The sequence below is a fragment of the Nonomuraea sp. NPDC049624 genome, from assembly GCF_040675255.1.
Lineage (GTDB): Bacteria > Actinomycetota > Actinomycetes > Streptosporangiales > Streptosporangiaceae > Nonomuraea.
Map to the genome: position 1 here is coordinate 242,638 of NZ_JBFAOR010000003.1, position 13,134 is coordinate 255,771.

The window sequence follows — 13,134 nt, forward strand, 5'->3', positions numbered from 1 at the left end:
GTGTCGCGTCAGCGCCCGCGGGCGGGCGGCTGCTTTCGCAGAAGTACGGTCACGCCTGTATGCAACACCACCCGGCTGGTTCGGCGCATCCGGTTTGTTGCCGGTGCCGGTGCCGGTGCCGGTGCCGGTGCCGGTGCCGCGGCCAGCGGCCTCAGGTCCACGGGTTCTTGGTCAGGACGGTGGACGTGCTGCGAGGACGGTCGTCCGGCGGGGGAGTGGACGCCGGCGGGTGCACCTTGGTGGTCTTCACGAAGCCATCCAGATTGCCCTGCACGGCGATCTGCTTGTTCTTCTGCGCCTTCTTCTTGGCCGGGAGCTTCTCCTTGGACGTGGCCACCTTCTCCTTGACGACGGCCTTGGGGGTCGAGACGGTTCTCTGCCGCGGCGCCTGGGTGACGGGGGTGTCGATGGAGGTGGTGGTGATGATGCCCGACTTCGCCGACCTGCCGAAGAAGTCCTTCTCTTTCCCGACGATCCTGGTGCCGGATCCCTCGGTGATGTAGACCTTCTTCCCGGCGGCCTGCAGCTTCTCGGCGGCGGCGCGGAGTCTGGAGTGCACCCAGTCGGGAGCCGCGTCCGGAAAGACGTAACGCAGGTGACAGACCTGGCTCGGCAGGAGAAGCTTCTTGACGTAGTCGTTGAGCTGGGCGTCGAAGTCGTTGACGAAATCCTTGGTCGGGGTTTGGTTGGTGCCGTACCCCTTGTACTCGCAGAAGCAGAGTGCGGGCTCCGGCTCTCCGCGGGTGAAGACCAGCTCGATGCTGTCCACCGATCTCCCCTTGCTGGAGTTCGGGATGGCGATCGGCAGTTCGACGTCCTTGAGCAGGTAGTTGCTGCGTGCCGCCAGCGTCTTGTTGATCTGGAAGATGTAGCCGCGCAGCTCCGCCCATTCGACGGTGGCCGTGCCTTCGTCGATCGCCCTCAGCAGCCTGTCGATGTTCTCCCGCATCCACTCCAGCCTGCGGCCGTCGTCGAAGCCGTCCCGGTCGAGGACGGACAGCGCCTCGTCCAGCCAGGCGCTCGTCTCGGTGACCTGCTGCTTCGCGGGCACGGAGTCCATACCCTTCTTCTTCGCCCCCGGCAGCACGTACGGCTCCGGTTGCGGGCGGACGGCGAGGAGGTAGGCGCGGACCGTCGCGGTGAGTTCGTCGACCGTCGGATCCGGGCCCTCGACGGCCTGCGTCTGCCGTTTGAGCAGAATCTTCGCCATCAGGGTCAGCTGCTTGAGCGAGAACTTCTTCATCGTCTGCGTGCCGGCCAGGGTGACGAGGTCATGCATCTGCTGGGCGTAGTCGTAGGACGACGACCCCTCTTCCGTGCCGGCCATGACGCTCTGCGCGAGTTCCAGAGCGCCGGTGCGCAGCTCGTCACTCGACGGCTTCTGCTTCTTGGCGGGCTTTGGCGGGTCCATGTCCAGGGTCGTGGTCGTCAGCGAGATGGACGGGGTCAGGAACGACAACGACTGCTTGGGCTTGGTGATCGTGCTGGGTTCGCCGTCCGTCGTCAGGACCGGCGTGATCGTGACCGGTGTTCTGTCGCCGCCGGTCGGGCCCGTGCCGGTGTCCGTGTCGATGGTGACGGGCACGCGGTTGGGCTGGATGTCGCCCTGGTTCTGGTTCGCCTTCTTCTTGTTCGGGGCGGACAGCGTCCTGGCTTTTCTCTTCATGGTCGTGATCCGTCCTGGTCAGCGGGCGCGGTAGAGGAGGGCGAGTCGCAGACCCGCCAGGGCGGAGCGGTCACCGGTGAAGGCGAGCACCAGGGGAGCGGTGGCGGGGAGTCCGGGGGTGGGCAGGAGGCGGCCGTCGACCAGCGGGTTGCCGTGCACAGCGAACTGGGCGGCGCCGGGCGTGGCCGGGTCGTACACCGGGTAGATGCCCGTGATCTGCGGGCTGTACAGGTCCGGCAGCAGGGCGGGGGACAGGGGAAGGGTGAGAGTGTCGGTGAACGACTCCCACTGCTCGGGGAACTCCGCGGCGACGTCGATGAACCGGGCCGCGTCGTACGGCCGCAGCAGCCCCTTCACCCCGGCCGCGAACGTCTCGCCACCGTGGTCCGCCTCGTACCGCAGCGTGATCCTGGCGTCGTGCAGACCGGCGGGGTGGTCGGCGGAACGCAGGCCGGGCAGTGTGAGACGCCAGGCGGAGACCGCGCCCGTGCCCTCGAACGGCAGGTAGCGGTCCTCGTCGTAACGCAGCTCGAACAGGCCGTTGTTCTCCCAGCCCTCGGGCGGTTGCGACAACGCGATCTGCCGGCCCGCCCGCCAGTCGGTACGCACGCTGCTCGGCGGCGTGCCGGTCGGGGTGAGCAGGTACTGCACGCCCTTCGGGTCCGGGGTCAGCAGGGTGTGGTGCGTGACCTGGGCGAGCGTGGCGTTGAGCGGCAGCGTCGCCCCGTCCGCGCCGACGAACGTGATGGCCATGGTGCGGATCTGGCGGCGGTAGTGGCCGGGGAAGTCGCGGTCGAAGAAGCCCTCGGTGAGCGCGAACTCGCAACTGCCGGTCGTGCGCAACGTGAGCAGCGCCACCGGATCCAGCTCCAGCAGCGAGATCTGCCGGGTGATCTCCAGCCGCCGCCCGTCCCCTGCCGTGTACGCCTGACCCAGCCGGTCCAGGTCGTGCGCGAGCAGCTGCCCGGCGAGCAGGCCCTTGCGCCTGCTGTCCCAGTGCGCGGGAGTGATCACGCCGCCGGTGGCGCCCCGCTCGTACTGGTAGGCGCGTTCGGCGGCACGGGCCAGGTCGGCCGCCATCCCGTAGGTCTGGAAGTACAGCCCGGCCAGCCGGCCCGACATCCACTGGTACAGGTCGGCGCCGGTGAACTTCTCCCGCAGGAACGCCGTCACCGCCTCCTGGTCGGAGATCTGCCGGTGCAGGATGTCCAGTTCGCGCCGCGCGATGGCCAGCCGCGCCTCGGCGCTCGTGACCTGGTGCTCGATCTGCGCGCTCTCGTTGGTGGCGATGGCGAGCTGCAGCTGGTTGTCCTGCATGGCCCGTTCCTGCTCCGCGCGCACGCCGAGCAGCTCGCCCAGGACCGACAGCCCCTCGCCCAGCGACTCGGCGATCCCGGCGACGCTGTCCAGGGCGTCGCCGATCTCGTCGCCGCCCGCCATCGTGCCCATGATGAACGGGCCGACCAGCACCTGCGGCGCGCCGTGCGCGGCGGAGGCGCCGATCCGCAGGCCGCTGGAGGTGAAGTGGGCGGTGGACGCGGCGGCCATCATGGTGAGCTGGGCGACCTGCAGCGGCGTGACACCGGCGTCGATCACCTGCTGGAAGTGGGCCATGCGCGCCCGCGCCCCGGCCAGCCCGGTCCGCAGGCCGGCGAGGGTCTCCTCGGCGTCGGTGATCTGTGCTGCCTTGACGGCGCGGGTGAGTTCGAGAATGCCTGACTCCTGGGTGGACTGCAGCAGGCTGAGCGCCTCGGCGTCCTGGCGCTCAAGCACGTCCTGCAGGTTCGCCCCGAACTGGCAGACCCGGTCGGTGAGCTCCTGCGCCCTGCGGTACAGGTAGGCGAACCGGTGCTGCGGCACCTCGGCGGCCGGCGTGACGCTCACGCCGTCGAGCTCGCCCGCGTACGCGCCCGTGACCAGCGTCATCGGGTCGATGGGCGGCTCGAACAGCGGCAGCGGCCGGCTGATGCCCATGATGTCCAGCGACGCCCTGATCTTGGTCAGCCGGTCGGCGACCAGATCCCAGTAGCCGAGCAGGGTGGTGTTGACCGGCGCGAAGAAGTACGGGTGCCCGATGCTGGCATGCACCCTGGCCAGCTCCCCGAACAGCTCGTCGGAGGCCGAGACCTTCTCCAGCTCGGCGAAGCCCATGGCCGCGTCCAGGGGCATCGGCCCCAGCTCCTGCGGACGCCGCCCGAGCAGGTCGTGGGCGAAGATGTACAACATCCGCGCCTCGTCCACGCTCTCCGGGGTGAAGCGCCGGTAGAGCTGGTCGCCCCAGTCGAGCAGGTTGTCGATGTACCCGGTGACCACCGCCCGCCGGTAGGCCACCGGCCGCAGCGCCGCGATCGTGTGCGGGTCGAAGGGATCGTCGCGGTACGCCTCCCGCAGGCTGTCCACGTCGCCCGTCGCGTCGTACACGCGGGGCAGCTCCATGGCGATCGCGAGCTCCTCACCCGGCGGCAGCGCGGCCAGCGCGGCGAGGTCCCTGCGCTGCTCGTCGGTGAGCGCCGCGCCGCCACGGAAGACCGGCACGAGCGAGTCGAGCAACGCGATCGCGCCGGCGAGCGCCGGATCCCCGTACGCCCGCAACGCGTCGGCCAGCGCGGCCGGGTCGGCGCCGAGGAAGGGCAGGAACCGCCACGGCTGACCGGGCCGCGTGGGGTCGAAGACGTACTCGTACCAGGTCCGCGCCTCGTCGAACCGCTGGGCGGCGTTGAGCGCCTGCGCGATCAGCAGCGGGGCGTGGAAGAAGATCTCCCAGTAGTAGATGCCGTTCGCGCTGGTGAAGTCCAGGTGGGAGCGGCCGGGCAGCCAGGCCTTCTTGACCCGTTCCGCGCGCACCTTGATCGTGACGGCGTCGGAGGCGCCGGTGTCGAAGGCGGGCAGCTCGTCGGTCTCCTGGGTGGAGGTGTCCAGCAGCGCGGGCACGCCGCCGGCCAGCAGGCGCTGGTTCAGCTTGTAGGCGGTGCTGGTGGTGAGCCTGACGATGTCGTGCGGCACCTCGGTGTACTCGTACGGGTGCGGCAGGCCGCCGCCCTTGGCGTACACGGCGTACTGGTCGCCGACGAAGAGGTACACCTCGGCGCTGGTCTCCAGGGCGCCGGTGATCCCGGCGGGCAGCTCGCCCCAGTTGCCCGCCAGGGGCCGCCACTTCCAGTCGCCGACCCTGGCGTACTCGCCGTCGCTGATCGCCCAGCCGCGGAAGACGGCCTCGACGGTGTGGTTGATCGTCTGCGGGTATCCCCGGTCGACCACCTCCGGGACGCTGTACCCGGGGCCGAGGGTGTAGCGGGCGAGCCTGGTGCCGCTGGTGATGAACAGGTACGTATCGTCGACGACCCACGCCGCGTCCACCGAGGTCCAGCCGGGCCCGTCGGACGAAGCGCCCTGCTGGCCCGGCGGGTCGTGCCGGACCGGCAGGTCGATCTTCCCCGGCCCCCGCCCGCCGCGTGACCCGCCGCGCGCCGGTTCGGTGAGCCCCCAGTGCCGGGAGATGTACTTGCCGCGCTCCGCGGTGTTCGACCCCGGCGCCATCCTGGTGAACCGGCCGCCCCGGCTGTTGGTGAAGAAGTAACGCGTGCCGTCGGGCAGCGCGACGGCGGCGTCCACGCGCACCCAGTCGGGCAGCCCGGTGGCCCCCTTGATCGGCGCCAGCGCGGCCGGCTCTCCCGCGGCCGGCAGGATCGGCCGGCACAGGAAGCTGCCGCCCTTGTGGTCCACGCTGAACCAGGAGCCCTCGCCCGTCCCGGAGCCGGCCGGCCGGTTGAACCAGATCACCGAAGCCGGGTCGATCCCGCCCGGCTCGTCGAAGATGGTCGTCACGTCTCCCGTGGGCGGCTGCACGGCGATCCCGGGCACGGGCACGCTGTACAGCTCGGGGGTGAGCGCGTACGACGTGCCCATGCTGCCGCCGCCCGCCAGCGTGGCCACGTACGAGGCGATGATCGCCTGGTGGTCGCCGCCGCCGGGCAGCGGGCCGGGCCGCACCGCGAGGGTGACGCCGAGGATCGGGATGTTCGTCGAGGACCCGGTGGCCAGCAGCTGCGCGGGCACCCACTCCTGGTTGAGGTTGACGTAGGAGTAATAGATCGTGACGGCGTGCCGTACCGGTGCGCTCACCTGCTGGCCGGTGCCCGACTCGACGACCGCGATGGTCGTGGTGCCGGTCCGCTCGGGTGGCAGGTCCTCGACGGTGGCCCAGAACACGAAGGTCCGGTCGAAGGCCCGTACGGGCTGGACGCGGTCGGCGTCGATGCGCAGGTCCACCTTCTGCCAGGGCCGCCAGGTGGCCGACAGCTTGTCGCCGTCGCGGAAGGTGGCCGTACGGCAGTAGTAGCGCCGTGGATCGCTGCGGGTACGCCCGAACAGGACCAGGTCGCGCGCCCCGGCGTGGGCGGCGTCCGCGTACCCGCCGGCGATCTCCAGCCGGGACACCTCGGTGTACTCGTCCAGGTAACGCTTGTACGCGCGCTGCGCGCCGGCGGAGGTGACGCCGCTCTGCAGCAGGTCGCTCTCCAGGTCGGCGAAGCCGGGCGTCTTGGTGTCACGCAGCTCGGGACGCAGGTAGTTCTCCGGATACAGGTAGACCCGCCGGTTGGCCTCCCACACCCGGTAGTTCTTCATCCAGGACCACCAGCGGCGCAGCCGCGCCCGTGTCTCCGGGTCGGCGAGGCCGGGGGCCTGCTCCAGGTCCAGCAGGCAGCGGTGCAGGTAGAGCTGCACGGCCGCGATCGCCTCGCGGATCCGCGAGGTGACGCCCTTGCCGCCCATGTCGACGTCGATGAGCTGCCGGTCGAACAGGTCGGTGGAGTCGGCCAGGCCGGGGTCGGCCGCGAGCACGACCGACAGCAGCGCGTCGCGCCGCAGGACGTTGTCGCGTTCGCCGGTCAGGCCGGGCAGCCTGGACGGCGGCACGCCGAGCTTGCGCGCGAGGGCGAACAGCTCGCGCGCCGCCAGCACGAAGCCCATGTCCGACGCCGACGGCATGGTGCGCTGCGCCCACATCAGCTCGGCCACGTCCCAGCCGAACAGGCCCGCCATCGTCTTGTACGGCTCCTTGTCCGCGGCCGTCAGGGCCTCGGCCGGCGCGGCGCCGAGCGCGGCGAAGCGGATGATCGTGAACAGGTCGGCGAGCCGGTGGTCGGCGCCGTCGCCGAAGCCCTCGGTGAGCGTGCGCACCAGGCCCGCGTCGCTGACGTACGTGTCGCCGCGCACCAGGTACAGCCGTCCGGCCAGGGTGAAGGCGGCGTCCACGCCGGACTCGAAGGCGGGCGGCACGGCGCCCCAGTCGTCCTTGATCGTCCGCGGGAAGCCGGGGTCGGCCAGGTCCAGGACGCCTGCCGGGTCCGGCCCGCCGTCCGTCAGGCCGCCGGCTTCGATCGTGTAGCGGACGTACTGGTCGCGGCGGAAGGCGTACACCGCCTCCTCGATGGCCACCACGGCGTCCACGGGGCCGTCGAAGGCGTTGCGCACCCGGCCCCACACCGGTGGCGGCGTGCCGGGGGCGTCGGCCCGCAGGTAGGCCGGGCCCGAGAACAGGTGGATGCCGTGGCCGGCGAATCCCGCGTCCACCCCGTCGAGGAACGCCTCGGGCAGCGGCGCGGGCAGGCCGAGGTCGTCGGCGAGCCGGGCGAAGATCGCCCGGGGGTAGCCCTCGTCGGGCCGGACGTACTCGTTGCCCGTGTAGCGGCTGTAGCGCTCGCCGGACAGCAGGTAGGTGCGCTCGCCGACGATCAGCGCGGCGTCGAGCGGGCCGCCCAGCGGACGGGTCCGTCCGGCGAGATCCTCGTAGCGGGCCTGGTAACCGGCCTCGTCGCCGCTGGCGAAGGCGGTGTCGAGCACCGCCTCCTGCCCGGCCGAGACCACGTGGCAGCGGCCGCCCATGAACAGGTAGAGGCTGCGCCGCCCGGTGACGGCGGCGTCCACGCCGGTCAGGGCGTCCTCGAAGGACTCGGCCAGCCCTGGAAACTCTTTCCGGAAATTTCGGGACATGGGCTTGGGGTAGCCGGGGTCGGCGTAGGCGTACTCCTGCGTGGAGTACCGCGCGTACCGGTCGCCGCTGATCAGGTACGTGCGCCCCGCCCAGGTGAACGCCGCGTCCACCCGCCGGAACGACTCGCCGGCCGGTCGGGTGAGCGGGCCGAAGGCGCCGTCGGCGTAGCGCCGGTACTGCTCGCCGAAGCAGAAGTAGGTCGCCCCGTCGCCGCCGACGTACGCGCTGGTCAGCGTGCCTTCGAAGCCCCGCCAGAGCCGGCCGATCGGCCGCGGCGCCGACCCGTCGGGCAGCGTGTACGTCAGCCCGGACAGCAGCACCAGCGAGTCGCCCACCGCCAGCACCGCCCGGGGCACCTCGTCGGCGTTCCAGTACGACGCGTCGGTGACCCGCGGATACCCGGGATCGGGCGCGGTGTAGTCGGGGCCCGAGTAGACCACGTACCGCATGAACCCGTTCTCGTCGGGCCGCTCGAACAGGTAGGTCGCCTGTCGCCACACGTACGCGATCGCGACGCTGGTCAGACCGCCCCACGTCGCGGCGATGGGGCGTGGCCGGCCGCCGTCCACCGTGTACTGCTCGCCGCTGAACAGGTAGGTGCGCCGGTCGCGCCCGGTGAACCCGGCCTCCACCGCGCCGAGCCCGCGCGGCCTGCCCCACGCCTCGGCGACCGGGTACTCGCGATCGACGAGCGTGTCGTAGCAGGCGTCGCCCTTGAACACGTACGTGACGCCGTCGGTGCCGCGCAGGACCGCGTCCAGGCCGGTGCGGAACCGCTCGGGCACCTCGCGCAGCAGCCTGGGCCTGGCCGGGCCGCTCACCGCGCCCAGCCCTTCCACCGACCCCTGCCGCCGCCAGCCGCCCGGCCCCTCGACGATCAGCTGCCCGTCCTCCACGAAGGCGCAGGACACCCCGGGCACGTCGTACGTCCGGTGCAGCGCGTCGGACACCACATGACAGGTGTGCTCGCGGAACAGGTAGACGTTCCCCCGATCGGCGAAGGCCGCGTCCACCGCGTCCAGCTCCGCCGTCAGCCTGCCCAGCCGCGGCTCCTCCTTCAGGTCGGAGAGCGCGCGCGGATACCCGAGGTCGGGCGTGGTGCCGGTGTAGCGGACGAACTGGTCGCCCGAGAACAGATAGGTGTGCTCGGCCAGTTGCAGCGCCGCGTCCACCCGCCCGGTGCGCACCAGGTTGTTGCGCGTCCGTCCCCAGAAGGCGGCCACCGGCGCGGGGTAGCTGTCGTCGGTCCTGCTGTAGTCGCCGCTGGAGTACCGCACGTACTGCTCGCCGGAGAACACGTAGGTGCGCCCGTCGCGCCCGATGAAGGCCGCGTCCACCGAGGCGAACGGCAGGCTGTCCCACTGCTCGGACAGCTTCCGCGGCGCCGACCACCAGCGCCGCCGCGCGTCGAACTCGACGTACTGGTCGCCGCGGAACAGATGAGTCCGCCCGTCGGCCGAGGTGAAGACCGCGTCGACCGTCGAGCCGAACGTGTCAGGCAGGTTCCACCAGTTGCCGGGCAGCGGCTGCGGAAAGCCCGCGTCAGGCTCGGCGTAGTCCGCGGTCGAGTACCGCACGAACCGGCCGCCGCCGAACAGGTACGTCTCGCCGTCCAGCACGAAGGCGGCGTCGACGCTGGTCAGGCCGCCCCAGTCGGGGGCGATCGCGCGCGGGTGGCCGAGGTCCACGCGCGAGTAGTCCGTGCCGGAGTACCGCAGGTACGTCCCGCCGCTGAACAGGTACGTCCGCCCGTCCAGGCCGACGAACGCGGCGTCGACCCGGCCGCTGGGGAACGCGGCGGGCATGTTCCCCCACCGCTGCGTGGTCGGCACGATCCGCGCGTCGCCGGTCAGCGCGACGGTACGGCCGTCCTTGAACAGGTGGACGACGCGGCCCGCGTCGGCGAAGGCCGCCTCGATGTCGCGCTCGAACTCGGCGGGCACGCCGGGGAACCGCGTCTCGATCTTCACCGGGTAGCCGTCGTCGGCCTGCGCGCCCTCGTTCTCCAGTGACGCCGTGTGCAGGGCGACGCGGTCGCCGCGGAAGACGTACACGCCGGTGGGGTCGGCGTACGCGGCGTCCACCAGCCCGTCGAAGCCGTGCCCGTCGAACCCCGGCGCGCCGGGCTCCTCCCCGTCGCCGGCACCGGCCCCGCGCCAGAACCCCGCCTCGTCGCCGAAGGCGTGGAACGCGCCGTCCCGCCCGAAGAAGCCGGGCTCGCCGAACTCCGCCGCGGGACGCGGGAACCCTTCGTCCACCACGCCGAAGTCGCCGGTGGAGTAACGCACGTACTGGTCTCCGCAGAACAGGTAGGTCCGCCCGTCGTCGTCCACCAGCGCGGCGGTGATCTTCCCGCCGCCGGCGAAGTCGTCGCGGAAACGTCCCCAGGCCTGCTCGTGGGCCACCCATCGGGTGCCGCCGGGCTCGCGCACGTACGCCCGCGCGCCGCTCACCAGCCAGTCGGCCCCCGCTGGGTGCCGGAACGCGGCCTCCACCCGGGTCAGACCCGGCACGAGCGTGGCCAGCGGCGCGGTGGTGGTGAGCGTTCCCTCGTGGAAGCGCCAGTACCGGTCGCCGCGGAAGACGTACACGTCTCCGTCCGCGCTCTCCAGCACCGCGTCGATGCCGTCGGCCTGGTCGGGCAGCGCCAGCGGCTCGGGGTAACGCCCGGCCAGCCGCAGGTCGGCGAAGGCGAGCGCGACCCGGCGCTCGTCCAGGCCGAGCTTGGCGGCCAGCCGGGCGAACGCCCTGATGCGCCGGTACGCCGTCGTCGGCGGCTGCAGCAGGTCGGTCAGCTCGGCGCCGGCCCCGGCGCAGATCGCGGTGACGACCGTGGCGGGCACGCCCAGCCTGTCCTGCGCGACCGCCAGCAGCGCCGCCGCCTGGGCCTCCTCCTGCGTGACGAGCACCGCCTCGATCTCCGCGACGGCCTCCTGGGTCGCCACGGCGACCGCGTTCAGCAGGCCGAAGACCTGCGCGCTGTAGTCGGCGACGCCCGGCAGGTAGAACTCGACCACGCTGTTGGGCTCGGCGAAGAACGCCAGGCGATCCTCGGGCACGGCCAGCTCTTCGTCCAGGTCCCCGCCCTGGATCAGCGCGTCCAGCACGACCTGCGCCCCGGCCTCCTCCAGCCCGAGCGCGAGCAGCGACTCAGGGGCGAGCCGGTAGGGCCGCTGCTCCTCCGCGATGGCCCGCAGTCGCTCCTCGACGACCGGATCGTCCCACTCGCCCGCGTCGATGATCCGCCGTCCGACGGCCGGCTCGGCGATCTCGACGAAGGCCTCCGGCGGGAAGAGGCAGACCCGCGCCCACAGCTCGGCGACCTGCTCCTGCATGATCGCCAGAACGTCCGCCTTGTACGGCTCGAACTCGGCGGAGAGCGCGAAGTCCTCCGCCGCCAGCTCGGCCACCGCCTCCTTGTCGCGGTAGTTCCCTTCGCCGTCGATGAACCCGTTGTACTTCAGGTTCGCCAGCAGCCCGTCGGGCGCCGCACCCAGCTCGATCTTCAGCGGCTGCGTCAGATAGGCCTGGCCGCCGGCCCTGATCAGCTCGATGACGTCGGCCGCGACGTCGCCGAGGTCGGCGTTCAGCTCGCCGACGGCGGCGTCCAGCACCACGCCCTCGGCGTCGATGTAGCCGTTGTAGACGAGGTTGTCGTACAGCTCGGCGCGCTGGGCGATCGACAGCCCGGTCAGCTTCTCCAGGTGCGACGGATAGCACATGTCGCCCAGGTCGCCGAACAGCTCGGCAACCTTGTCCCAGTACGCGGAGAAGTCGGTGGCCAGCTCCGACGGGACCTCGACCAGCTCGCCGTCGGCCGTGAGGTTGCCGCGGAGCACCAGGTTGGTGAAGATCTTGACGGCCAGCCGGTCACCCAGCCCCAGCCCGGCGAAGTCGGCCGGCGTGATCTGCGCCGCCCCGATCAGGGCCGCGTACGCGTCGGCGGGCCCCTCCCAGATCGCCCGGGACGCGCGCTCGCTGAACCGGTCCGACACGAACATCCGCGGCCCCGGCGCCACCAGCGCCAGCGCCTCGCCGAGCGCGGCGGCGAACTCCTCCTCGCCCTCGACGGGCTCGCCCGGCACGGCCTCCGGCGCCGGCCCGCCGGCGAACTCGGCCAGGTCCTGAACCGACAGCCCGCCGTCGCGCATCCACCGCACCACCAGCGGCAACGCCTGCGCCAGCCATAACCCCGCCCCCGCCGCGGGCATGGCCAGGATCCGCCTGCAGTCGCCCCTCCTGCGTGGCGTCGCGAACGGCATGGTGAACGGCACCGCGAACGGCACGGTGATCGATCCGTCCAGCAGCCGCAGCAGGTCGAACAGCTCGTCCGCGGTGAGTCCGAGCACCGTCATCAGCCGCGCCGCCCGATGCAGCGCCGACGGCCCGGCCTCGCCGGTGACCACCTCGGCGAAGCGCGCACGCAGCCGCTCCAGCTCCGCGGCCCCGATCCCGAGCGCCTCGGCCGCCGTGACCCCGGCGAACGTACGGACCTCCAGCTCGGCCGGCATCGGCGCGGCCAGGCTCACCGTGACGTCCATGGGCAGCCCGAGCGAGCGGCTGACGTGCACGGCCGCGGCCAGCACGCCCAGCGCCGCCGCGTCCAGCCGGTTCTCGCAGCAACCGCTGAGCACGAGGTCCAGGTCCTCGAACGCCAGCCCGGCCCGCCGCGCCAGGCGGACGAACCGGTTGAACCGGTCCAGCCAGGCGAGCAGCTCGGCGCCGCCCGGCAGGCTCAGCCGCCCGCCGGCCACGCTGACGGCCGCGCCGCCCTGCCTGACGAACGCCGCGCCGAGCACCCGGGTCAGCTCGACCTCCGACAGCCCCGCCGTCCGGCGCAGCCGCGCGGCGTCGGCCAGCACGCCGAGCTGCTCGGTCTTGCCCGCCGCGTCCTTTCCCACCTGGAAGGACGCCCGCAGCTCGGCCTCCACCGGCCGGGCGGCCGTGACCACGCCGACCACCTCGGGCGACAGGCCGAGGAACCGTTCAGCCAGCTCGGCCGCCTGCGCGCCGAACAGCCGCGGAATCTCGTCCCGCCGGACGTCGTGCCTCGTCAGGAACGTTCCAAGCTCTTCGTAGGCCAGGTTGAACGGCTTGTCGAAGGGGAAGGGCATGGCCTTCATGCGCTCGTACGGGTCCGGGGCCGCCAGCCGTTCGAGTATCTCGACCACGATGTCGATGTAGGGGAGCTCGGTGGTGGTGTGCTCGGCGTCCAGCGGGATCTCCCGGATGTCGGGCCGCCGCTCGTGCAGCCGCGCCCCGTCGGCGTCGACCTCCTCGTCCAGCAGCCGCAGCAGATCGGCCAGGTAGGCCGCCGGTGAGTTCACCGTCCGCGCCTCGTCCCCCGGCCGGAAATCCAGTTCACCGAACAGCAGCTGGTAGTTGGGCAGGCTGTCGCCGACTCGCATGGGAAAAACCTCCGAATCGCGGGCGCGCAGGGCAGGCCGGCGGCGCCGCGTACAGGTGAAGTCGT

General features: G+C 72.0%; 2 protein-coding genes. Both read right to left on the minus strand.

Going from position 1 to position 13,134, the window contains the following annotated elements:
- Positions 1-151: 151 nt before the first annotated feature.
- Positions 152-1,666, minus strand: coding sequence for a hypothetical protein (locus tag AB0J76_RS12715; RefSeq protein WP_352324265.1), 1,515 nt, complete (start codon positions 1,664-1,666; stop codon positions 152-154).
- A gap of 18 nt (positions 1,667-1,684) precedes the next feature.
- Positions 1,685-13,069: a hemopexin repeat-containing protein gene (locus AB0J76_RS12720; protein ID WP_352324266.1), complete on the minus strand. Its 11,385-nt coding sequence runs from the start codon at positions 13,067-13,069 to the stop codon at positions 1,685-1,687.
- Positions 13,070-13,134: the final 65 nt, after the last annotated feature.